Origin of the sequence: Haemophilus pittmaniae, from assembly GCF_900186995.1 — a bacterium.
In the GTDB taxonomy this organism is placed as follows: domain Bacteria; phylum Pseudomonadota; class Gammaproteobacteria; order Enterobacterales; family Pasteurellaceae; genus Haemophilus_D; species Haemophilus_D pittmaniae.
In genome coordinates, this window is the sequence record NZ_LT906463.1 from 1,173,009 (window position 1) to 1,195,572 (window position 22,564).

Here is a 22,564-nt window from a genome sequence, read left to right on the forward strand (position 1 = left end):
ACTTATAGACTGAATAAGGACAAATTTTATGAAAAAATTACTTTTAAGCGCGGTGTTGATGAGCTCCGCTTTTGCTGTGAATGCACAAGAAATCACTTTTGCGATGGAGCCGAGCTACCCTCCATTCGAAACAACCAATGAAAAGGGTGAAATTGTTGGTTTTGATGTGGATGTAGCGAATGCTATTTGTAAGGAAATTCAAGCGACCTGTCATTTCAAAAGCCAAGCTTTTGATGCATTGATTCCAAGTCTAAAATCTAAACGCTTCGATGCTGCAATTTCTGCTATTGATATTACTGAAGCTCGTGCAAAACAAGTAGCATTTTCTAATGCATATTATGATAGTTCTGCAAGTTATGTTGCGTTAAAAGGAAAAGCGGATTTAGCTTCAGCAAAAACGGTTGGTGTTCAAAACGGAACAACCTTCCAACAATATACTGCTGCAGAAACCAAACAATATAATGCGAAATCCTACGCAAGCCTGCAAGATGCGATTTTGGACTTAAAAAATGGTCGTATTGATATCATCTTTGGGGATACCGCGGTATTAGCCGATATGATTTCAAAAGAAGCGGAAATTCAGTTTGTAGGTGATAAAGTGACCAATAAGCAATATTTTGGTAATGGCTTAGGTATTGCTGTGAATAAATCAAGCAAAGAGTTGCTCGAAAGCTTGAATAAAGGTTTAGAAACCGTGAAAGCCAATGGCGAATACCAAAAAATCTACGATAAATGGATGACAAAATAATCTATGTTTTATGATTATCTTACATTAATTGGACATGCAGCCCTAATGACCTTAGGGCTTGCTATTTGCTCGTTAATTGTCGGTTTATTGCTCAGTATTATTTTTACCGCCTTAGAAGCGAATAAATATGTGTTTATTGCAAAACCAGCTTCTATTGCTATTGCTTTATTGCGTGGTTTACCGGAAATTTTAGTGGTTCTACTGATTTATTTTGGCTCAACCCAAATAGTAGAAATACTGACAGGCGAGTATATCGAATTCAGCGCTTTTGGTTGTGGTGTATTTGCATTATCTTTGATTTTTGCCTCTTATGCCTCGCAGACCTTGCGTGGAGCCATTCAGGCAATTCCAAAAGGCCAATGGGAATCCGGCGCAGCTTTAGGCCTAAGTCGCCCTTACACTTTCATTCACTTGATTATGCCACAAGTATGGAGACACGCTTTACCAGGATTGAGTAATCAATGGTTGGTGTTGTTAAAAGATACTGCATTGGTTTCATTAATTGGTGTGGATGATTTAATGCGCCAAGCGGGCTATATCAATACCAATACTCATGAGCCCTTTACTTGGTACGGCATTGTCGCATTGATTTATTTACTGATTACTTTAGTAAGCCAAGCTGGAATTCGTCAATTGGAAGTACGTTTTACTAAATTTGAACGGGGAGCCGAATAATGTTCCAAGAGTATTTAGAAGTGATTGCTCAGGGCATCCCGACAAGTTTATTACTAACAGTAGTAGCGCTTTTTATTGCGTTTTTCTTGGCATTAGCACTAACTTTCCTGCTTTCTATCGGCAATAAGTGGGTGAAAGGAGCTGTCAATTTATACCTTGTTTTATTTACGGGTACCCCACTTTTAGTACAATTTTTCTTAATTTATGCAGGACCAGGACAATTCAAATGGCTGGTGGATAGCCCATTTTGGGGTGTGTTCTCTAATGCTTGGTTCTGTGCTGCATTAGCTTTAGCATTGAATAGTGCAGCGTATTCAACCCAATTATTCCATGGCGCAGTAAAAGCGATCTCTAAAGGCCAGTGGGAAAGCTGCGCTGCGTTAGGTTTAAGCCGTATGCAAACCTTAAAAATTTTAATTCCTTATGCATTAAAACGCGCGCTACCTTCCTATACCAATGAGATTATCTTGGTATTTAAAGGTACGGCATTAGCTTCGACCATCACTATCATGGATATTATGGGATATGCCCGCCAACTTTATGGTACAGAATATGATGCCCTAACCATTTACGGCATTGCTGGTGGTATTTATTTGATTATTACCGGTATTGCTACACTGTTATTGCGTCAATTAGAAAACAAATTGTTGTCATTCGAACGTATCGACAGCGCAAAAGTATAAAACACCTTTAAACTTAGAAAAAAATCGGACAATTTAAAGATTGTCCGATTTTTTTATTCGAAATTGACTTCTTTTATATTTATCAGACCTATAATGCCAGAGTACTAAGGAGGAGCATATGAAGCCAATTTGTGTTGTTTTAACTGGGGCTGGTATCAGTGCTGAAAGTGGTATTCCTACTTTTAGAGCGGAAGATGGATTGTGGGCAGGACATAAAGTAGAAGAAGTTTGTACGCCTGAAGCCTTGCAAAAGAACCGTGCGAAAGTGCTAGATTTCTATAATCAACGCCGTAAAAATGCAGCAGCAGCTAAGCCAAATGCTGCCCATCTCGCTTTAGTTGAGTTAGAAAAAAACTATGATGTGAGAATCATCACGCAAAATGTAGATGATTTACATGAACGGGCGGGAAGCTCAAATGTTTTACATTTACATGGAGAATTGAATAAAGCCCGCAGTAGTTTTGATGAAAGCTATATCGTAGATTGTTTTGGCGATCAGAAATTGGAAGATAAAGATCCAAATGGGCATCCTATGCGTCCATATATTGTTTTTTTCGGTGAAATGGTGCCAATGTTAGAGCGTGCAGTGGATATCGTAGAACAAGCAGATGTGGTATTGGTAATTGGTACTTCTTTGCAAGTGTATCCTGCTAATGGCTTAGTTAATGAAGCCCCAAGAAAAGCTCCGATTTACTTGATCGATCCAAATCCCAATACAGGCTTTGTTCGTAAGCAAGTTATTGCAATCAGAGAAAAAGCGGGTGAGGGGGTGCCTAAAATAGTGGCCGAGCTGTTGGGAAAAATTCACGCTTATGGATATTCGCAATAAGATGAATGATTACATGCGTTTTTAATATATATCTAATAAAATCAATAGCTTAGTTTGTATTTTTGCAAAAACTTTGTATTTCTTAGGGGCGTTTTAGCGATTGACCCACCAGCCGGCAATGGCGATAACCAGGCTGAAGATTATCCCCCAAGTTAGATGGATCTTGACTGATTGACGGTTGATTTCGGCATTTTGGGCACGGCGCTGTTCCAGCTTTTGTTTGTAGGCTTCAAGGTTGGCTTCATCAAATAGAAAACCACAATGCGGACATTGTTTTGCTGTGGAGCTGATTTTTTTGCGGCACTCTGGGCAACGGATAAGCGACATAGGATCCTTAATTGATAAAAGTCGCCATTTTAAGTCAAAAAATAGAATTGGCAAATGTGATTAAGATCACAAAATAACTAAGTTGGATAAATTAAATTTTGGCTTTAAGAAAATTTAACATAGAATGCGCCTAGTTCGCTCGGCATACGGCTTGGCGGCGTTTTTTGTTATTTTTTGAGGAGCTTTTTATGCTGTGGTTTTTCTTTTGCGTCGCAATGCTATTGTTGGGCTATTTCGGCTATAGCAGAGTGATTGAAAAGATTTTCGTGGTTAATCCAAATCGCGTGACTCCGGCTTACACCATGAATGATGGTGTGGATTATATGCCGATGTCTAAAACCAAGATTTGGTTAATTCAGTTGTTAAATATCGCGGGAACCGGCCCTATTTTTGGTCCGATCATGGGTGCGCTTTATGGTCCGGTGGCGATGCTTTGGATTGTTATTGGCTGTATTTTTGCCGGTGCAGTACATGACTATTTCTGCGGAATGCTAAGTGTGCGTAATGGCGGTGCATCTATGCCTAACCTAGCAGGTAAATATTTAGGTCGTCCGGTTAAAGCATTTATTAACATCTTAGCGGTTGTACTTTTATTATTAGTGGGAGTGGTATTCGTTGCAAGTCCAGCTCAATTAATGGGTACGATTACAATGGATGTGTTCGGTGCCGCATCAGGTAGCATTTCTATTAGCAATGCAGAAGAAATCCATCAAGTAGCTGAAGCAGGTGGTATTACCGTTTGGGGTATGGATAAAGCGACTGTGATCAGTGTTTGGACTGGTATCATCTTCATTTACTATATTCTTGCGACATTACTTCCGGTTGATAAAATCATCGGTCGTATCTACCCATTCTTCGGTGCATTATTACTCTTTATGTCTGTAGGTATGGTATATGGTTTAGTAAGTGCAGATCTTAGCTCAGCAGATCCAATTTCTTTCTATCGTTCTGTGGACGGTATGTCTTTTGAGAAATTCTTCCAAAACTTTGAAACCCGTGCAGATTTACCATTATGGCCACTCTTGTTCTTAACAATCTCTTGTGGTGCATTATCTGGTTTTCATGCAACACAAAGCCCGTTAATGGCGCGTTGTACTGAAAACGAAAAAGAAGCTCGCTTCATTTTCTACGGTGCGATGATCGGTGAAGGTGTAATTGCATTAGTATGGTGTGCGGTTGGTTTAAGTTTCTATGATTCTTTACCAGATTTATTAGCGGCAATTAAAGCAGGTTCTCCTTCTAAAGTGGTTTATGACTCTTCTATCCACTTCTTAGGTCTTGTTGGTGGTATTTTTGCAGTGTTAGGTGTGGTTGTTCTTCCTATTACATCAGGCGATACAGCATTCCGTGCAGCACGCCTTGTTATTGCAGAATTTTTCCATTTAGAACAAAAAACCTTAGCTAAACGTTTAATTATTGCTGTGCCATTATTCGTGGTTGGTTATATCGTATCAAAAGTGGATTTCTCTATCTTATGGCGTTACTTCACTTGGGCGAACCAAACTACTGCAATGGTTATGTTATGGACTGCAGCAGCATACTTATATCGCTATAATAAATTCCACTGGGTATGTACTATCCCTGCAGCATTTATTAGCACTGTATGTTTTACCTACCTTGCATACAATAAAATCGGTTTTGGTTTAGACTATCAATTATCTGTATATATTGGCTTCGGTTTGACTGCTCTCTGCTTGGTTCTTTTCTTCACTTTATTGAAACCATTGGGTGATCGTGATGAAGAAGCCTATGTTGATAATACGAAACAATATGCGGATTCCAAATAATTCCTTGAAATAATTTAAAAACCGCTTAAGCCTAGGCTTGAGCGGTTTTTTTATGCCTAAAGAATTTAGCAATCTTTTTTGGTGAATAACTTGCAACTTTACTGTATAACCGATAAACTTTCGCCAAAGTGGTGAGAAGTGGTTTTTTGTGGTGAATTTTCCCCAAAACCAAATTAAATTTGTTTTCATTGGTAAGTAAAATGTTTCGTGGTGCGGCAGCAATTAATTTAGATGCTAAAGGGCGGGTAGCAATTCCTACGCGCTATCGCAGCGAAATTTTAGAAAAAAACCAAGGGCAAATGGTTTGTACAGTCGATATTCGTCAACCTTGTTTATTGCTTTATCCATTAGATGAATGGGAAAAAATTGAAGAAAAACTACTTTCTCTTTCTAACTTTGATCCTAATCAACGCCGTTTGCAACGTGTAATGTTGGGCTATGCCACAGAATGTGAGATGGATGCTCAAGGACGAATTTTATTAAGCGGTCCATTACGCAATCACGCAAAATTAGAAAAGGCATTGATGTTGGTAGGGCAACTAAATAAATTTGAAATTTGGAGCGAATCAGAATGGCTCGCACAAATTGATGAAGATATTGCAATTGGCGCCGGAAGCGATTTTGCGACATCAGAAGAATTAAAAATGCTGTCACTATAAAACGATATAAGAACAGCAGCACTAGCAGGATAGGCGGTGTATACCGCCCTATCTATTTAATAATTAACGATTTCATTTTTGAATTATGACTACGCCGACCTCTTTTTCAGCGCCTGAGCATATTACGGTTCTGCTTCATGAAGCAGTAGAAGGCTTGGCATTGAAGCAAGATGGTATTTATATTGATGGCACTTTTGGCCGAGGTGGCCATTCTCGTCTAATTTTATCCCAGTTATCTCCAGAAGGTCGTTTAATCGCGATTGACAGAGATCCTCGTGCAATTGCCGAAGCACAAAAAATCCAAGATTCCCGCTTTCAAATTGAACATAGTGCATTTTCTTTACTTCCTGAAATTTGTGAGAAATTAGATTTGGTCGGTAAAGTTGATGGGATTTTACTAGATCTTGGTGTCTCCTCCCCTCAGTTAGATGAAGCTGAACGTGGTTTTAGCTTTATGAAGGATGGTCCATTGGATATGCGAATGGATACCACTAAAGGTCTTTCTGCTTCACAATGGTTAGCTCAGGTTTCTGTGGAAGATTTGGCTTGGGTTTTAAAAACATTTGGTGAGGAACGCTTCGCTAAGCGGATTGCTACTGCCATTGTAGAGTTTAATAAAAATGCTACAGAATACTTAAGTCGGACATCACAACTTGCTGAGTTAATTGCTCAATCTGTTCCATTTAAAGATAAACATAAGCATCCTGCAACTCGTAGTTTTCAGGCTATCCGTATTTTTATTAATTCGGAATTAGATGAGCTCGAAAGCGTATTGAATTCTGCATTGAATGTACTGGCACCACAAGGCCGTTTATCGATTATTAGCTTTCATTCCTTAGAAGACAGAATGGTAAAACATTTTATGCGTAAGCAAAGTCGAGGAGTAGAATTACCGAAAGGCTTACCATTACGTGAAGATCAAATTGAACGTGGTCAGAAATTAAAAATTATTGGTAAAGCAATTAAGCCAACCGATGCTGAGGTTAATGCAAACCCACGTTCTCGCAGCGCCGTATTACGTATCGCTGAAAAGGTTTAAATATGGAAAATAGTGAACGTTATCCGTTACAGCACTTATTGGTTGAAGATATTTTTTCGGCAAATAAATTAATTGTTGTACTTTTGATACTTATTTTACTTTCTGCCTTTGGCACAATTTGGATGACTCATCAAACCCGTGGATTAATTTCAGAAAATGGGCAATTGGTAGTGCAGCATCAAGCCCTAGAAAATGAATATCGCAATTTGCAATTGCAAGAAGCGACTGAAAGCGATAATACGCGGGTTGAATCTATTGCAATTGGCACGTTGAATATGAAAAGAGTAGAACCAGAACAAGAAGTAGTTATTGTAGAGTAGGAATTTAAGGATATGGTCAGATTCAACTCATCCAAAAAATCGGCTAAATCAAAAAAGAATATTAGAAAACTACCGGCAACAGCCGCAGTTAAGCCGAATAAACCTAAACAAGTGTTTGAGAAATGTTTCTTACGCAGTCGTTATTTTGTGTCCGTTGGTTTCATTTTTCTTGGCCTTGTTGCCTTGGTAACTCGTGCGGCTTATGTACAGTCAATTGATGCGGATACACTTTCTGGTGAAGCTGATAAACGTTCATTGCGCAAAGATGAAGTGTTGTCTGTACGTGGTTCTATTTTAGATCGAAATGGTCAGTTGTTATCGGTGAGTGTACCGATGAGTGCAATCGTGGCAGATCCTAGAATGATTTACAAAGAACATTCATTGGATGATAAGGAACGAATTAAAGCACTCGCAGAAGTATTGGATATGCGTTACGACGACTTGGTGAAAAAAATTGAGAAAAATCCTAAATCAGGTTTTTTATATTTAGCCCGCCAAGTTGAAGCTGGTAAGGCGAATTATATTCGCGAATTAAAAATTAAAGGTATTTCTTTAGAAACTGAATCTCGTCGTTTTTATCCTCGTGTAGAAGAGACCGCACAGTTGGTTGGTTTTACTAATATTGACGGTAAAGGGATTGAGGGAGTTGAAGCTAGTTTTAATTCCATGTTAGTCGGAAAAGATGGTGCGCGCGTTGTTCGCAAAGATAAACGAGGTAATATCGTAGAACATGTTGCGGATCAGAAAAAATATGATGCTCAAGATGTGACATTAAGTATTGACGAAAAATTGCAATCAGTGGTTTATCGAGAAATTAAAAAAGCAGTAAGTGAAAATAAAGCTGAATCTGGTACAGCCGTTTTAGTTGATGTTCGTACCGGTGAAGTGTTGGCGATGGCTACTGCACCTTCTTATAACCCGAATAACCTTTCTAGCGTTAAGGATGAGCTAAAACGTAATCGAGCTATTACCGACACGTTCGAACCAGGTTCAACTGTTAAGCCGTTTGTGGTGTTGACTGCATTACAACGTGGGGCGGTCCGTCGCGATGAAATCATTAATACCGGGCCACTTAATCTAAGTGGAAAAGATATTACAGATGTAGCGCCGAGAGGACAGCAAACCATAGATGAGATTCTGATTAATTCAAGTAACCGTGGGGTAAGTCGCTTAGCTTTACGTATGCCTCCATCGGCTTTAATGGAAACCTATCAAAGCGCGGGGCTGGGTAAGCCGACAGATTTAGGTCTAATTGGTGAACAAGTTGGTCTTTTAAATGCGAATCGTAAGCGTTGGGCTGATATTGAGCGTGCGACAGTCGCTTATGGATATGGTATTACAACGACACCGTTACAAATTGCTCGTGCGTACGCTACATTAGGCAGTTATGGTATTTATCGTCCACTTTCAATTACGAAGGTAGATCCTCCAGTTATCGGCCAACGAGTATTTTCGGAAAAAGCTAGTAAAGAAGTGGTTGGTATTCTTGAAAAAGTCGCAATTAAAAATAAACGCGCTATGGTAGAGGGCTATCGTGTTGGTGTGAAAACCGGTACGGCAAGAAAAATAGAAAATGGCCACTATGTTAATAAATATGTTGCATTTACGGCTGGTTTAGCGCCTATTAGTGATCCTCGGTATGCCTTAGTTATTTTGATTAATGATCCCAAAGCTGGCCAATATTATGGAGGAGCAGTATCTGCCCCAGTATTCTCCAGTATTATGGGATATGCATTGCGAGCTAATGGCATTGCACCTGATGCAGAACCAACAGATAAATTAACAAAGCGAACAGTGCGTCTTAACGATCATAAGTTAGAGAAAACCAATTAATCATCGACACAAAGAGATTAAATAAGAAAATGAAAAAATTGAGTACATTGTTAGATATCAACCTTGCGGGAGATGTTGAAATTGCAGGGCTCACCCTTGATAGCCGGCAAGTAACGGAAGGTACTTTATTTATTGCCATTAAAGGCCATGTGGTTGATGGTAGAGAATTTATTTCAGCAGCAATTGAAAAAGGTGCCGTAGCAATTCTCGCTGAAGCAGGGCTTCCAACAGAGCATTTGCAGATTTATTTTGTGAATAATGTCCCTGTTATTCAATATTATAATTTAGGTTGTGATTTATCGAAAATTGCAGGCGATTTTTATGATGATCCTTCGAGTAAGTTGAGACTTGTCGGGATTACTGGTACTAATGGTAAAACGACCATTTCACAATTATTAGCGCAATGGGCCACTTTGTTGGGACATACTTCAGCGGTAATGGGAACGATTGGAAATGGTTTATTAGGACGGTTATCAGAGTCCAAAAATACAACGGGGTCAGCGGTAGAAATACAATCCCAACTGGCGCAGTTTGTTGCGCAAGATGCAGACTTTGCCGCTATTGAGGTATCTTCCCATGGATTATCTCAGCATCGGGTTGAAGCGCTTCATTTTGATGCTGCGATTTTCACCAATTTGAGCCGTGACCATTTGGACTATCATCATACGATGGAAGCATATGGAGAAGCCAAGAAACGTTTATTTACTGAATTAGATGTGGGATTGCGAGTACTTAATGTTGATGATTTTTGTGCAAAGGCATGGTTAAAGGATTTACCACCAGTTATTGAGGTGAGTGTTGATCCTCATTATCGGCCGATCTCCTCTCGATGGATTAAAGCCCTTTCAATCCATTTCACTGATAGAGGAACATCCATCGGTTTTTCTTCTAGTTGGGGAGATGGTATTTTCCATAGTGAATTAATCGGTGAATTTAATGTCTCTAATTTACTCTTAGCAGCAGCAACTTTACTTGGATTAGGGTATCCATTATCTGAATTAATTATAACAGCATCTCGGCTCAAAGGTGTTTGTGGAAGAATGGAAGTTATTAAGGAGAATGGATTCCCTACAGTATTAGTTGATTATGCCCATACACCGGATGCTCTAGAAAAAGCATTATTAGCGGCTCGAGAACATTGCAAAGGGCGTTTGTGGTGCGTCTTTGGTTGTGGCGGTGATCGTGATAGTGGTAAGCGCCCATTAATGGGCGGTATTGCTAATCGCTTGGCTGATTTTGTTATTGTTACTATGGATAACCCGCGAACCGAAGACCCTATAAAAATTGAAGCAGATATTTTAGCCGGGGTTGGCGATAGGAATACTGTAGCATTAATTACTAATCGCCAAGATGCAATTGAATTTGCAGTGGGTGGAGCTATTGAGGAGGATGTCATCTTAATCGCTGGTAAAGGCCACGAGGATTATCAAATTATTGGTAATGAGATGCATTATTTTTCTGATCAAGAAGTTGTTCGCCAATATATTAATCGAAAACGGGAACCTCAAAATGATTAAGGTAACAACAGCACTATTATCAGAAATTTTGAATGCTAAGTTGATTGGCGATGCTACGACGGTAGTTGATGCGATCAACACGGATAGCCGACAGTATCAACACAATAGCTTGTTCTTTGCCTTGAAAGGAGAGAATTTTGATGCTCATGATTATCTTGATAAAGCGATTAGCCAAGGTGCGATTGCATTAGTGGTAGAGCGAGCTGACTATTCTTTGAATGTTCCTCAGTTGCTTGTAGCTAACAGCCGCTTGGCTTTAGGTGATTTGGCGAAATGGTTACGGAATAAAATAAAACCACGGACAGTTGCTATGACAGGCTCTTCCGGTAAGACTACGGTAAAAGAGATGACAGCATCTATTTTACAACAAACGGCAGGGGGGGCGGATTCTGTATTATTTACCCAAGGTAATTTTAATAATGATATTGGTGTACCTCTTACCTTATTACGTTTAACGGAACAACATAAGTTTGCTGTTATTGAGCTTGGTGCAAATCATCAGGGGGAAATTGATTACACAACTCAAATTACCCAACCTAATGCAGCATTGGTTAATAATGTCGCACCAGCGCACCTAGAAGGATTTGGTTCAATTGAAGGTGTTGCTCGTGCTAAAGGTGAAATTTACCGTGGGTTAACCGAAAATGGCGTGGCTATTCTAAATCAGCAAAATCATTATTTAACACTTTGGCAAAATGATATTGGCTGCCATCCGGTGGTATTTTTTAATGGGGGTGATTATTGGGCTGAGAATGTTCAACGCACGTTGAGCGGAAGTTCATTTACGCTACACACGCCCCAAGGAAAAACAGAAATTAATTTACCCTATTTAGGTGCTCACAATGTGAGTAATGCACTTGCAGCAGCAGCATTGGCAATGAATGTTGGTGCATCTTTGGACGATGTAACATTAGGACTGATTCATCGTTCTGCGGTTAAAGGGCGTCTTTTCCCAATAACAGTAAGTGATCGGTTGCTATTGTTGGATGATACTTACAATGCTAACGTTGACTCATTATGTGCCGCAATTGATGTATTAAACACTTATTCAGCGTATCGTATTCTCCTTGTCGGAGATATGAAAGAATTAGGGGCAGAAAGCGGGGCTCGTCATGCTCAAGTAGGTGAATATGCTCAGCAAGCAGGATTAGATTTGGTGCTTTCATTTGGTAATGAGAGCCAATTAATTTCAACGGCTACCGGCGGAAAACATTTTGATGATAAGAATTCAATGATCTCATTTGTATCATCAATAATTCATCAACAGTTAGCCAATAATAACAATGTTGTAGTTCTAGGGAAGGGCTCTCGATCAATGCATATGGAAGATGTTATTTATTCATTGAAGGAAAGTTTTAAATGTTAGTTTGGTTGGCAGAACTTTTGGTTCGTTATGAGACGATGTTTAATGTTGTTTCATATATTACAGTACGGGCTATTTTAGCATTATTAACCGCACTGTTTATTTCTCTTTGGATTGGACCAAAGGTAATTAAGCGTTTACAGGTATTAAAATTTGGGCAAGAAGTCAGAAATGATGGTCCTGAAAGCCATTTTAGTAAACGTGGAACTCCAACCATGGGTGGCATTATGATCTTATTTTCCATCGGAGTCAGTACGCTGCTGTGGGCGAATTTAAGTAATCCTTATGTATGGATTTGTTTATTTGTTCTGTTCGGTTATGGGGCAATCGGTTTTGTAGATGATTATCGGAAGATCACCCGAAAAAATACCGATGGTTTGATTGCCCGTTGGAAATATTTTTGGATGTCGGTGGTTGCCCTTGTTGCCATTCTTTGGCTGTATTGGCTTGGCCATGATACCGATGCGACTCGCTTAGTTGTGCCTTTCTTCAAAGATATCATGCCGCAGCTTGGATTGTTCTATATTGTTCTTTCTTATTTTGTCATTGTTGGAACTGGTAATGCGGTTAATTTGACCGATGGTTTAGATGGTTTGGCTATTATGCCAACGGCCTTGGTCGCAGGCGCTTTTGCTTTAATTGCCTGGGCAACCGGAAACATCAATTTTGCCGATTATTTGCATATTCCTTATATTAAATATAGTTCAGAAGTCGTCGTTTTTTGTACAGCTATCGTAGGTGCAGGGTTAGGATTCCTATGGTTTAATACATATCCTGCTCAAGTCTTTATGGGCGATGTAGGTTCATTAGCTTTGGGCGGCGCGCTTGGTGTTGTTGCGATTTTAGTTCGTCAGGAATTCCTCTTGGTGATTATGGGAGGCGTCTTTGTAGTAGAGGCTCTATCTGTTATCTTGCAGGTTGGCTCTTATAAATTACGTAAACAGAGAATCTTTCGAATGGCACCGATCCATCACCATTTTGAATTAAAAGGGTGGCCGGAACCAAGAGTAATCATCCGTTTTTGGATTATTTCCTTGATGTTGGTATTAATGGGATTGGTAACCCTTAAATTACGTTAATCACAACATTTCTTTCGTATCCTGCCCTGAGGTAGGATGCATTCTATTTTTAGGTTTATGGTGGGCTAGTTTTGATGTTAACGGCCTGATCTTGAAAAGAAGACAGAAAATGACCGAACAAACAACTTTGTATTCAGGTAAAAATATTACGATTATCGGCCTCGGTAAGACGGGGCTTTCTTGTGTCGATTATTTACGTAGTCAAAATGCCCACTTACGAGTTATTGATACCCGTGAAAGTCCAGCAGGAAAAGAACAATTAGCATCGGATATCCCGCTACATTGTGGCAGTTTGAATCAACAATGGTTGCTTGAGAGCGATATTATTGTGATTAGTCCAGGGCTCGCGGTAAAGACACCTGAAATTCAAGCTGCAATTGCTGCTGGTGTAGAAGTTATTGGTGATATTGAGTTATTTTGTCGAGTGGCTGATAAACCGATTATTGCAATTACAGGCTCTAATGGTAAAAGTACCGTAACGAGTTTAGTTTATGAAATTGCCAAATCTGCAGGTTTAGCTGTTGGTATGGGGGGCAATATTGGTATTCCGGCGCTTTCCTTACTCAATCAATCATTCGATCTTTATGTTTTAGAGCTCTCTAGTTTCCAACTAGAAACGACCTATAGTTTAAAGGCTGCCGCTGCGACAGTATTAAATGTTACAGAAGACCACATGAATCGTTATGTGGATTTAGAAGATTATCGTCAAGCTAAGTTACGAGTCTATCAGAATGCGGTAAATATCGTGGTGAATAACGAAGATCCACTGACTAGACCGGATGCTATGGATACGTCCTCAAAAGTATATACTTTTGCCGAAAGCCAAGCCGATTATTGGTTGCGACATGGAGAGGATGATAGCTATCTAATGGCTGGCGACGAAGTGATTTTACCTTGTGGAGAAGTCAGTTTGGTTGGTCGTCACAACTATATGAATTGTTTGGCTGCGACAGCATTGAGCGAAGCCGTAGGTATCCCATTAGCTGCGGTGCGTCATACCTTACGTCACTTTAAAGGATTAGATCATCGTTTCCAACTAGCAGCCAATGTAAATGGTGTTCGTTGGATTAATGATTCTAAAGCAACCAATGTAGGCAGTACTGTGGCTGCTCTTAGTGGTTTACAGGTAAAAGGAACATTACATTTATTATTAGGTGGTGATGGTAAAGGTGCTGATTTTTCTGAGTTAGCCACACTTATCGAAAAACCGAATATTATTTGTTATTGTTTTGGCCGTGATGGTGCGCAGCTTGCCGCACTCTCTTCACATTCCCATCTTTTTGAAACAATGCAACAGGCCATAGAGTTTTTACGCCCGCATTTGGTTGTAGGCGATATGGTGTTGCTTTCTCCAGCTTGTGCTAGCTTGGATCAATTCCCGTCCTTTGAAAAGCGGGGAGAAGAATTTACCCGTTTGGCGAATTTAAAGTGATAGCGGGTTAATGATGGAATTTATTACACAGCTCAAGCAAAGTTATGACCGCTGGATGCGTATTACGCCACAGGGATTGCTCTATGACCGAGCGCTCTGGTGGCTTTTTGTCATTTTGTTAATGATCGGTTTGATTGCCGTCACTTCCGCTTCTATGCCTTACAGTTCGCGGCTTTACAATGACCCGTTCTACTTTGCCAAACGCGATGCGGTATATGTATTGCTATCTCTGGTTACCTGTTACATCACTTTACGTTTCCCTTCCGCTAAATGGGAGAAAATGCATGCGGCTATTTTCTGGATAGCGGTAATTATGCTTATTTTGGTGTTAGTGATAGGTACCTCTGTCAATGGAGCGAAACGTTGGATTTCTTTGGGGATTTTAAATTTCCAGCCGGCAGAATTTGCCAAGTTGGCCTTGACTTGTTTCTTGGCAAGCTATTTTACCCGCCGTTATGACGAAGTTCGTGGGCGTAAATTCAGTGCGATTAAACCGTTTATCGTGATGGGTGTGATGGGGATTTTCCTTTTAGTGCAGCCAGATATGGGCTCAACCGTTGTACTCTTTGTGATTACGTTTGGCATGCTATTTATCGTTGGTGCCCACTTCTTACAATTCTTATTTCTTATTGCCACCGGCGGTATTCTAGGCTTGTGGTTGGTCGTGTCCGCTTCTTATCGTTTAAAACGTTTTACCGGCTTTTTAGAACCTTTCAAGGATCCTTACGGAACCGGTTTCCAGTTGACCAACTCCTTGATGGCATTTGGTCGCGGTGAAATTAGTGGAGAAGGCTTAGGTAACTCTATCCAGAAGCTGGAATATCTACCGGAAGCCCATACCGACTTTATTATGGCGATCATTGGTGAGGAGTTTGGTTTTATCGGTATTGTGATTGTCGTAATTTTGCTTGGCTTATTAATTTTCCGAGCCTTGAAAATTGGTCGTGAATCGTTGATGTTAGAGCAGCGTTTTCGCGGTTTCTTTGCTCTAGGGATTAGTTTTTGGATTTTCTTCCAGGGCTTCGTAAACTTAGGCATGGCGTTAGGCATGTTACCCACCAAAGGTTTAACCTTCCCACTAGTGAGTTACGGTGGTTCTAGTATTATTATCATGTCAGCCACCGTTGGTATTTTGCTACGCATTGATCATGAAAATCGCCTTCAACGGGGCGGTCAGGCACGATTAAGGGATGATTAGATGACTAAAAAATTATTGGTTATGGCTGGCGGGACCGGCGGCCATGTTTTCCCTGCTTTGGCGGTTGCCGCAGAGCTACAAAAGCAAGGCTGGGAGATTTGTTGGCTGGGGACAAAGGATCGTATGGAAGCCCAATTGGTGCCTCAACATGGTATTCCAATTCGTTTTATTCAAATTTCCGGTTTGCGCGGTAAAGGAGTAAAAGCCTTGTTGCTCGCGCCTTTTGCTATTTTACGGGCAGTACTACAGGCCCGAGCGATTATTCGTGACTATCAGCCAAATGCAGTATTGGGAATGGGCGGTTATGTGTCCGGCCCGGGTGGCATTGCAGCCAAATTGTGTGGTGTGCCGGTGATTTTGCATGAGCAAAATGCCGTTGCGGGGCTGACTAATAAATGGTTGGCGAAAGTGGCTAAGCGTGTATTACAGGCTTTTCCCGGTGCATTTGCGGATGCGCAAGTCGTTGGGAATCCGGTACGTCAGTCACTATTTGAAATGGCTCCACCCGCGCAGCGTTTTGCTACGCGTCAAGGTAAATTACGTCTCTTGGTGGTCGGTGGTAGTCAAGGTGCGCGGGTGCTGAATCAAACCTTACCTAAAGTCGTTGCTGCGTTGGGGGATAAATTAGAAGTTCGTCATCAAGTTGGGAAAGGGGCTTTGCAGAGCGTACGCGAATGGTATGGTGAGAATGCCGACAAAGTACAGTTAAGTGAATTTATAAATGACATGGCTGAGGCTTATGCTTGGGCAGATTTAGTGATTTGTCGCTCAGGTGCACTTACCGTATGTGAATTGGCGGCAGTTGGCACTCCGGCGATTTTTGTGCCATTTCAGCATAAGGATCAGCAACAATACTTAAATGCTAAATATTTGGCTGATACGGGAGCCGCAATGATTGTCCCACAAAATGAATTAAGTCCTGAGCGTTTGATTGGTTTGCTGTCTGATTTAGATCGTGAAAAATTGGCAAAAATGGCTGAGAAAGCAAAAGCGAAGGCAGCTCCTCAGGCTGCGTCTGATGTTGCTAAAATCGTGATTGACTGCGCAAATTAGTTTTTAATCCAATCCTAATAAAATCAATGACTTAGATGTTATTTTTGAGAAAACTCCAAAAATCAAAGGGGCGTTTTTAAATTTAATAAAATCAAAGGGTTACGTTATTTAAAGCCGCCCGCTAGTATCGGGCATGATTAGCAAAGAAGGTTTAGCATGAAACATACTCCGGAAGAAATTCGTAAAATTATTCCCGAAATGCGCCGGGTGCAGCAGATCCATTTCATTGGCATTGGCGGCGCGGGCATGAGCGGAATCGCAGAAATTCTATTAAATGAAGGTTATCGTATTTCCGGCTCCGATATTGCCGATGGTCCTGTAACTCAACGCTTAGCACAAGCCGGAGCACAGATTTTTATTGGTCATGCTGCTGAAAATATTGCCGGATCCAGCGTGGTGGTGGTGTCCAGTGCGATTAAAGCGGATAACCCGGAACTCGTGGCAGCCCAAGAAAAGCGTATACCTGTTATTCAACGGGCTCAAATGCTGGCAGAAATTATGCGTTTTCGTCATGGTATCGCGGTGGCGGGTACCCATGGAAAAACGACCACAACAGCTATGATTTCAATGATTTACACTCAAGCGAAGTTAGACCCCACTTTTGTAAATGGTGGTTTGGTGAAATCAGCTGGTAAAAATGCTTACTTGGGGGCTAGTCGTTATTTGATTGCTGAAGCTGATGAAAGTGATGCATCATTCTTGCATTTGCAGCCAATGGTATCGGTGGTGACGAATATCGAACCGGATCATATGGATACCTATGAAGGCGATTTTGAGAAGATGAAATCGACCTATGTGAAGTTTTTGCATAATTTGCCGTTCTATGGTTTGGCGGTGATGTGTGCTGATGATCCTGTGTTGATGGAGCTAGTGCCACAAGTAGGTCGCCAAGTAATTACTTATGGTTTCAGTGAACATGCGGATTATCGAATTGAAGATTATGAGCAGACGGGCTTTCAAGGTCATTACACTGTACGTTGTCCAGATGGTGAGCGGATTAATGTGTTGCTCAATGTACCAGGCAAACATAATGCATTAAATGCAACGGCTGCATTAGCTGTAGCGAAGGAGGAAGGCGTGGAAAATGAAGCCATTCTAGCTGCGCTAGCTGATTTCCAAGGCGCCGGACGACGCTTTGACCAATTGGGTGAGTTTATTCGACCAAATGGTAAAGTTCGTTTAGTGGATGATTACGGCCATCATCCGACCGAAGTGGGCGTCACCATTCAGGCTGCGCGAGAAGGTTGGGGAGATAAACGAATTGTAATGATTTTCCAACCTCATCGTTATAGTCGTACCCGTGATTTATTTGATGATTTTGTGCAGGTTTTATCTGGTGTGGATGCTCTGATTATGTTGGATGTTTATGCTGCTGGTGAAGCCCCGATCGTGGGGGCAGATAGTAAAGCATTATGTCGTTCGATTCGTAATCTGGGCAAAGTGGATCCGATTTTAGTATCTGATGTTAGCCAACTAGGTGATGTGTTGGATCAAATTATTCAAGATGGTGATTTGATCCTTGCTCAAGGGGCTGGCAGCGTGAGCAAAATTTCGCGCGGTTTAGCGGAAAGTTGGCAACATTAATTGAATTAGGAAATAAAATGAACTTAAAAGAACAAAAAATTGCCGTATTGCTAGGCGGCAGCTCTGCTGAACGTGAAGTGTCTTTAAATTCTGGGAAAGCAGTACTGGATGCCTTGTTGAGTCAAGGGTATGACGCGTATCCGATTGATCCTCAAGAATATAATGTGGCGGACTTAAAAAAAGACGGATTTGAGCGAGTCTTTAATATTTTGCATGGGCGTGGTGGTGAAGACGGTACTATGCAAGGATTGTTGGAACAAATCGGCTTGCCTTATACTGGTTGTGGCGTTATGGCTTCTGCGCTGACCATGGATAAGATGCGTACTAAAATGCTATGGAAAGCGTTTGGTTTACCTGTTGCCGAAATGGAAATTGTGACAAAACAAAATTTTGTGGATTTGGATCCGGCAGCGGTTGTCGCTAAGTTAGGTTTACCTCTGATGGTAAAACCATCACTGGAAGGCTCTAGTGTTGGATTGACTAAAGTTAAACAGCTAGAACAATTAAAAAATGCGGTAGCATATGCTTTGAAATTTGATGAAACAGTGTTGATTGAAGAATGGCTCGCGGGTGAAGAATTAACAGTTCCTGTGTTGGGCGGAAAGGTTTTGCCAGCAGTAAAAATTGTGCCAGAAGGTGAATTTTATGACTACGATGCTAAATATATTTCCGATAATACCCAATATTTTTGTCCCGCTGGTTTGAGTGCCGAGCGTGAGCAGGAATTAGCCGATTTAGTTAAACGAGCCTACGATGTGGTAGGTTGCCGTGGTTGGAGTCGAATTGATGTGATGACTGATGCACAAGGACATTTCCGTTTAGTTGAAGTGAATACAAATCCTGGCATGACTAGTCATAGCTTGTTCCCAAAATCTGCTGCAACAGTCGGAATTTCTTTTGAACAGTTAGTGGTTAAAATCTTGGAGTTAAGTGCCTAATGAATGTCATTAAGCGAAAAAGTCCGCAGAGTACGTCCCTTGGGAAAAAGCATTATTTATCCCACTTACGCTATTTTCTGCAACTCCGCTTTTTGTTACCTGTTATTGTCATTATTCTCGCTGTGTTTGCTTATATTTATCGGCAAACTTGGTTGGATAGTTTAGATGAGAAACCAATCAGTGCTTATGCTTTGGTCGGGAAAAATGACTATACCGGTTATGCCGATATTCAGGATGTATTACTCAAAATGGGCAAATTGAAGGGATTTTGGGGGCAGGATGTTTCTGTAATTCAGGAGCAAATCGAAACATTACCGTGGGTGAAAGGCTCTGTAGTGAGAAAAATTTGGCCAAATCGTTTAAGTATTTGGGTTAACGAATACCAACCTGTTGCTGTTTGGAATAAAACCGAATTTGTAACAAAGGATGGCACAGTCTTTCAATTGCCAGCCGAGAAATTGAAAGAAAATAATCTTCCTCTATTAGGTGGACCAGATTACCAAAGTTTGAAAGTATTAGAAGCTTGGCAGCAAATTTATAATGATTTTAAAGCTAAAGGACTCACCGTAAAGGGAATCGTAATAGATGAGCGTGGTGCATGGCAAGTCACGCTTGATAATGATATAGTGTTGCGTCTTGGACGAGGTGAGTGGAAATCAAAGCTAGGCCGTTTTGTAACCATTTACCCGCAAATTGAAGTGCCAGAAGGCAAAAAAATTGATTATATTGATCTGCGCTATGAATCGGGTGCGGCTGTAGGGATGTCTGAAAATAATTAGGTGTGAGAATAATGGCGAAAGTGGTGGAATCTAAAACAATTGTAGGTCTTGAAGTCGGTACATCAAAAGTGGTTGCTGTGGTGGGCGAGGTGTTACCGGATGGTGTGGTAAATGTTCTCGGTGTAGGCAGTTGTCCATCGAAAGGGATTGATCGCGGTAGCATTACAGATTTAGATGCTGTCGTTAATTCAATTCAGCGAGCGATTGAATCTGCTGAATCAATGGCTGACTGTCAAATAATGAGTGTGACATTGGCGATTACTGGTGAACATATTCAGAGTTTGAACGAAAGCGGTTTTGTACCTATTGCTGAAGGTGAAGTTACACAAGAAGAAATTGATTCCGCGTTACATACCGCAAGTTCGATCAAGCTGCCTGAAGGGCTTTCGTTGTTACATGTTATTCCGCAAGAATACGCTGTCGATCGTCAGTTTAATATTAAAAACCCATTAGGTTTGCAAGGCGTTCGTTTAAAGGCTAATGTTCATTTAATCGCTTGCCATCAAGATTGGCAAAATAATTTGAAAAAAGCGGTGGAACGTTGTGGGTTACAAGTTGACAAAGTAGTATTCTCTGGTTTCGCTGCGACTCACTCGGTACTAACCGAGGATGAAAAAGATTTAGGGGTTTGCCTAATCGATTTTGGGGCCGGCACTATGAATGTCATGGTATACACCAACGGTTCATTGCGTTTTAGTAAGGTTATCCCTTATGCTGGTAATATTGTTACCAATGATATTGCTCATGCCTGTACCGTATCCCGTACCGAAGCAGAAAGAATTAAGGTTAATTATGCTAGTGCCTTATATCCAGCGCGTTTGCATGGAGATAAAAAGATTGAGGTTGCCAGTATCGGCGGAAGAGCACCGCGCTCGTTAACTAAAAGTGATTTATCTTTAATTACCTCCGCCCGCTATATGGAGCTGCTAGGCGTTGTAAAAGATGAGTTGGATCATTTAAAAGCCGAATTAGAAAACAAACATATCAAATTTGAATTGATTGCCGGTGTGGTTATTACTGGTGGTGGTGCTCAAATTGAAGATTTGAAAGACTGCGCCTCTGATGTTTTTGGTTGTCAGGTCCGTATAGGTAGTCCACTGAATATTACAGGATTGACTGATTATGTAAATCGCCCTCAGTATTCAACGGTTGTTGGTTTGTTGCAATATAACCACAGCAATAGTGATGATGAACTGATTGGCCGGGATGATGGTGAGGGTAACGTATTTAGTGCAATTTGGTCAGGAATTAAAAAAATTGCCAATAAAGTCCGCTCTGAATTTTGAGAATTTTTATTTTTAATCTACAATAGCAACAATTTTACTTTTGATAAAGTACCCGCAAAATTTAGCAATAACGGAGAACAACACAAATGTTATACCCAGAGTACGGTGATTTTGAAGAACAGTCTGGCGCCCTGATCAAAGTGGTTGGAGTCGGTGGTGGCGGCGGTAATGCTGTTAATCACATGGTTGCCAATATGATTAAAAATGATATTGGTGGCAATTTCTTAGGTGAAAGCTCTATCGATAATGATGAGCATGGCCGAATTATTTTCTATGCTGTTAATACTGATGCTCAAGCATTGCGTAAAAGTCAGGTGCAACAAACCGTACAAATTGGTGGGGCAACAACTAAAGGTCTTGGTGCGGGAGCAAACCCTAATGTAGGGCGCAAAGCTGCAGAAGATGATCAAGAAGAGATTCGTAAGATGCTTGAAGGTGCAGATATGGTATTTATTGCTGCCGGTATGGGTGGTGGTACTGGTACCGGAGCAGCACCAATTGTTGCTAAAGTTGCTAAAGAATTGGGTATTTTAACCGTAGCGGTCGTCACTAAACCTTTTGTGTTTGAAGGCCGTAAACGTATGCAATTTGCAGAGTTAGGAATTAAAGATCTCGCTCAATACGTTGATTCGATGATTATTATTCCAAACCAACAAATTCAAAAAGTTCTACCAAAAAATGCTAAATTAATTGATGCTTTTGCTGCTGCGAATGATGTGTTACGTAATTCTGTGATGGGGATTTCTGATATGATTACCTCTCCAGGGATGATTAATGTAGACTTTGCAGACGTACGTACTGTAATGTCCGAAATGGGACAAGCAATGATCGGCTTCGGTTCTGCTAAGAGTGCCCCTGGCGAAGGTCGTGCGGAAGAGGCTGCCCGTATTGCTGTTCGTAACGATTTATTAGAAAAAGTTGATTTAACCAATGCCAAAGGTATTTTGATCAATATTACCGGTGGTTTTGATTTAGCATTTGACGAATTTAATGTGATTGGTGAAACCGTTGGTAGTTTTGCTTCAGAAGAAGCAACTATCGTTGTTGGAACAACTTTAGTGCCAGATATGACAGATGAAATTCGTGTAACTATCGTGGCAACTGGATTAGGCGAGCTTACACCTAACGAAGAAATTCAAGTTGTGCCGCGTCAGCAGCCCATTCAACAAAATATAGCTCAGCAATCTATGCAACATGCCGTAGAACATCATGAGCAAGCTGCTATTCAGCCTCGTCCTCCGGTTGGAGGCTTGAGAAGTGCAGAAGATGCTGTACGTAATTTCCAACATGCGCAATCAGGTTATAGTCAACCAGAGCAACCAAGTAATAGTTATGGTAGTGGTTTAGAAAGACCTATTGGCGAGCGTTTGGAAGAATTAAAGAAAAATAGACATATTTTCAATCCGAGTACCTTTGGTCGGGATGAAAAATAATT

General features: G+C 40.8%; 21 protein-coding genes. 20 read left to right on the forward strand and 1 reads right to left on the reverse strand.

Annotation, left to right across the window (positions count from 1 at the left end):
• The first annotated feature begins 28 nt into the window (after positions 1–28).
• From CKV74_RS05865 to CKV74_RS05880, 4 genes are all read left to right on the forward strand, one after another.
• On the forward strand, positions 29–748 hold the full coding sequence (locus tag CKV74_RS05865) for a lysine/arginine/ornithine ABC transporter substrate-binding protein (RefSeq protein WP_007243057.1): 720 nt from the start codon (positions 29–31) through the stop codon (positions 746–748).
• A gap of 3 nt (positions 749–751) precedes the next feature.
• Complete coding sequence (artQ, locus tag CKV74_RS05870; protein WP_039847877.1) at positions 752–1,423, forward strand: arginine ABC transporter permease ArtQ; 672 nt, start codon at positions 752–754, stop codon at positions 1,421–1,423.
• On the forward strand, positions 1,423–2,106 hold the full coding sequence (gene artM, locus CKV74_RS05875; RefSeq protein ID WP_007243026.1) for an arginine ABC transporter permease ArtM: 684 nt from the start codon (positions 1,423–1,425) through the stop codon (positions 2,104–2,106). The genes artQ and artM overlap by 1 nt, the downstream gene beginning before the upstream one ends.
• A gap of 118 nt (positions 2,107–2,224) precedes the next feature.
• On the forward strand, positions 2,225–2,935 hold the full coding sequence (locus CKV74_RS05880) for an SIR2 family NAD-dependent protein deacylase (RefSeq protein ID WP_095176860.1): 711 nt from the start codon (positions 2,225–2,227) through the stop codon (positions 2,933–2,935).
• 93 nt (positions 2,936–3,028) lie between these two features.
• Here the strand turns inward: CKV74_RS05880 and CKV74_RS05885 are convergent, their stop codons facing one another.
• Complete coding sequence (locus CKV74_RS05885) at positions 3,029–3,262, reverse strand: zinc ribbon domain-containing protein (protein WP_007242982.1); 234 nt, start codon at positions 3,260–3,262, stop codon at positions 3,029–3,031.
• 188 nt (positions 3,263–3,450) lie between these two features.
• Here CKV74_RS05885 and CKV74_RS05890 point away from each other — a divergent pair, with 188 nt between their 5' ends.
• The 16 genes from CKV74_RS05890 (at position 3,451) to ftsZ (ending at position 22,562) form a co-directional block, all read left to right on the forward strand.
• The gene (locus CKV74_RS05890) at positions 3,451–5,049 is read left to right on the forward strand and encodes a carbon starvation CstA family protein (protein WP_095176861.1); all 1,599 of its coding nucleotides are present in this window, start codon (positions 3,451–3,453) and stop codon (positions 5,047–5,049) included.
• Positions 5,050–5,249: 200 nt separating this feature from the next.
• Positions 5,250–5,708 carry a division/cell wall cluster transcriptional repressor MraZ gene (gene mraZ / locus CKV74_RS05895; RefSeq protein ID WP_095176862.1) on the forward strand — a complete coding sequence of 153 codons (459 nt, stop codon included), beginning with the start codon at positions 5,250–5,252 and terminating at the stop codon, positions 5,706–5,708.
• 85 nt (positions 5,709–5,793) lie between these two features.
• A complete protein-coding gene (rsmH, locus tag CKV74_RS05900) occupies positions 5,794–6,747 on the forward strand; it encodes a 16S rRNA (cytosine(1402)-N(4))-methyltransferase RsmH (protein WP_007242920.1) in 954 nt (317 codons plus the stop codon).
• Between the two features lie 2 nt (positions 6,748–6,749).
• The gene (ftsL, locus tag CKV74_RS05905) at positions 6,750–7,067 is read left to right on the forward strand and encodes a cell division protein FtsL (protein ID WP_007242865.1); all 318 of its coding nucleotides are present in this window, start codon (positions 6,750–6,752) and stop codon (positions 7,065–7,067) included.
• Positions 7,068–7,079: 12 nt separating this feature from the next.
• Positions 7,080–8,900, forward strand: coding sequence for a penicillin-binding transpeptidase domain-containing protein (locus CKV74_RS05910; protein WP_095176863.1), 1,821 nt, complete (start codon positions 7,080–7,082; stop codon positions 8,898–8,900).
• 29 nt (positions 8,901–8,929) lie between these two features.
• The gene (gene murE, locus CKV74_RS05915; RefSeq protein WP_007242961.1) at positions 8,930–10,417 is read left to right on the forward strand and encodes a UDP-N-acetylmuramoyl-L-alanyl-D-glutamate--2,6-diaminopimelate ligase; all 1,488 of its coding nucleotides are present in this window, start codon (positions 8,930–8,932) and stop codon (positions 10,415–10,417) included.
• Complete coding sequence (gene murF, locus CKV74_RS05920) at positions 10,410–11,783, forward strand: UDP-N-acetylmuramoyl-tripeptide--D-alanyl-D-alanine ligase (protein WP_007243001.1); 1,374 nt, start codon at positions 10,410–10,412, stop codon at positions 11,781–11,783. Before murE ends, murF begins: the two co-directional genes overlap by 8 nt.
• Positions 11,777–12,859: a phospho-N-acetylmuramoyl-pentapeptide-transferase gene (mraY, locus tag CKV74_RS05925; RefSeq protein ID WP_007242891.1), complete on the forward strand. Its 1,083-nt coding sequence runs from the start codon at positions 11,777–11,779 to the stop codon at positions 12,857–12,859. Before murF ends, mraY begins: the two co-directional genes overlap by 7 nt.
• A gap of 109 nt (positions 12,860–12,968) precedes the next feature.
• A complete protein-coding gene (gene murD, locus CKV74_RS05930; RefSeq protein ID WP_007242879.1) occupies positions 12,969–14,291 on the forward strand; it encodes a UDP-N-acetylmuramoyl-L-alanine--D-glutamate ligase in 1,323 nt (440 codons plus the stop codon).
• Between the two features lie 13 nt (positions 14,292–14,304).
• Positions 14,305–15,489, forward strand: coding sequence for a putative lipid II flippase FtsW (ftsW, locus tag CKV74_RS05935; protein ID WP_039847891.1), 1,185 nt, complete (start codon positions 14,305–14,307; stop codon positions 15,487–15,489).
• Positions 15,490–16,542, forward strand: a complete 1,053-nt coding sequence (gene murG / locus CKV74_RS05940; protein ID WP_007242988.1) for an undecaprenyldiphospho-muramoylpentapeptide beta-N-acetylglucosaminyltransferase — start codon at positions 15,490–15,492, stop codon at positions 16,540–16,542. It abuts the gene before it with no gap.
• Positions 16,543–16,698: 156 nt separating this feature from the next.
• Entirely contained in the window at positions 16,699–18,126 is a 1,428-nt protein-coding gene (gene murC, locus CKV74_RS05945; protein WP_007242933.1) for a UDP-N-acetylmuramate--L-alanine ligase, read from the forward strand.
• Positions 18,127–18,143: 17 nt separating this feature from the next.
• Positions 18,144–19,064: a D-alanine--D-alanine ligase gene (locus CKV74_RS05950; RefSeq protein WP_007242849.1), complete on the forward strand. Its 921-nt coding sequence runs from the start codon at positions 18,144–18,146 to the stop codon at positions 19,062–19,064.
• Entirely contained in the window at positions 19,064–19,843 is a 780-nt protein-coding gene (locus tag CKV74_RS05955) for a cell division protein FtsQ/DivIB (RefSeq protein WP_007243065.1), read from the forward strand. Before CKV74_RS05950 ends, CKV74_RS05955 begins: the two co-directional genes overlap by 1 nt.
• An 11-nt stretch (positions 19,844–19,854) precedes the next feature.
• A complete protein-coding gene (gene ftsA / locus CKV74_RS05960) occupies positions 19,855–21,129 on the forward strand; it encodes a cell division protein FtsA (protein WP_007242867.1) in 1,275 nt (424 codons plus the stop codon).
• Between the two features lie 86 nt (positions 21,130–21,215).
• Complete coding sequence (gene ftsZ, locus CKV74_RS05965; protein ID WP_007243061.1) at positions 21,216–22,562, forward strand: cell division protein FtsZ; 1,347 nt, start codon at positions 21,216–21,218, stop codon at positions 22,560–22,562.
• Positions 22,563–22,564 lie beyond the last annotated feature (2 nt).

What these genes read in the sequence shown, in the direction of transcription:
- murE (WP_007242961.1), top strand. Translation starts at nt 8,930, where the DNA reads ATGAAAAAATTGAGTACATTGTTAGATATCAACCTTGCGGGAGATGTT.
- mraZ (WP_095176862.1), top strand. Translation starts at nt 5,250, where the DNA reads ATGTTTCGTGGTGCGGCAGCAATTAATTTAGATGCTAAAGGGCGGGTA.
- CKV74_RS05865 (WP_007243057.1), top strand. Translation starts at nt 29, where the DNA reads ATGAAAAAATTACTTTTAAGCGCGGTGTTGATGAGCTCCGCTTTTGCT.
- ftsZ (WP_007243061.1), top strand. Translation starts at nt 21,216, where the DNA reads ATGTTATACCCAGAGTACGGTGATTTTGAAGAACAGTCTGGCGCCCTG.
- murD (WP_007242879.1), top strand. Translation starts at nt 12,969, where the DNA reads ATGACCGAACAAACAACTTTGTATTCAGGTAAAAATATTACGATTATC.
- CKV74_RS05880 (WP_095176860.1), top strand. Translation starts at nt 2,225, where the DNA reads ATGAAGCCAATTTGTGTTGTTTTAACTGGGGCTGGTATCAGTGCTGAA.
- ftsA (WP_007242867.1), top strand. Translation starts at nt 19,855, where the DNA reads ATGGCGAAAGTGGTGGAATCTAAAACAATTGTAGGTCTTGAAGTCGGT.
- CKV74_RS05955 (WP_007243065.1), top strand. Translation starts at nt 19,064, where the DNA reads ATGAATGTCATTAAGCGAAAAAGTCCGCAGAGTACGTCCCTTGGGAAA.
- artQ (WP_039847877.1), top strand. Translation starts at nt 752, where the DNA reads ATGTTTTATGATTATCTTACATTAATTGGACATGCAGCCCTAATGACC.
- CKV74_RS05950 (WP_007242849.1), top strand. Translation starts at nt 18,144, where the DNA reads ATGAACTTAAAAGAACAAAAAATTGCCGTATTGCTAGGCGGCAGCTCT.
- CKV74_RS05890 (WP_095176861.1), top strand. Translation starts at nt 3,451, where the DNA reads ATGCTGTGGTTTTTCTTTTGCGTCGCAATGCTATTGTTGGGCTATTTC.
- rsmH (WP_007242920.1), top strand. Translation starts at nt 5,794, where the DNA reads ATGACTACGCCGACCTCTTTTTCAGCGCCTGAGCATATTACGGTTCTG.
- murG (WP_007242988.1), top strand. Translation starts at nt 15,490, where the DNA reads ATGACTAAAAAATTATTGGTTATGGCTGGCGGGACCGGCGGCCATGTT.
- CKV74_RS05885 (WP_007242982.1), bottom strand. Translation starts at nt 3,262, where the DNA reads ATGTCGCTTATCCGTTGCCCAGAGTGCCGCAAAAAAATCAGCTCCACA.
- murF (WP_007243001.1), top strand. Translation starts at nt 10,410, where the DNA reads ATGATTAAGGTAACAACAGCACTATTATCAGAAATTTTGAATGCTAAG.
- artM (WP_007243026.1), top strand. Translation starts at nt 1,423, where the DNA reads ATGTTCCAAGAGTATTTAGAAGTGATTGCTCAGGGCATCCCGACAAGT.
- ftsL (WP_007242865.1), top strand. Translation starts at nt 6,750, where the DNA reads ATGGAAAATAGTGAACGTTATCCGTTACAGCACTTATTGGTTGAAGAT.
- CKV74_RS05910 (WP_095176863.1), top strand. Translation starts at nt 7,080, where the DNA reads ATGGTCAGATTCAACTCATCCAAAAAATCGGCTAAATCAAAAAAGAAT.
- murC (WP_007242933.1), top strand. Translation starts at nt 16,699, where the DNA reads ATGAAACATACTCCGGAAGAAATTCGTAAAATTATTCCCGAAATGCGC.
- ftsW (WP_039847891.1), top strand. Translation starts at nt 14,305, where the DNA reads ATGGAATTTATTACACAGCTCAAGCAAAGTTATGACCGCTGGATGCGT.
- mraY (WP_007242891.1), top strand. Translation starts at nt 11,777, where the DNA reads ATGTTAGTTTGGTTGGCAGAACTTTTGGTTCGTTATGAGACGATGTTT.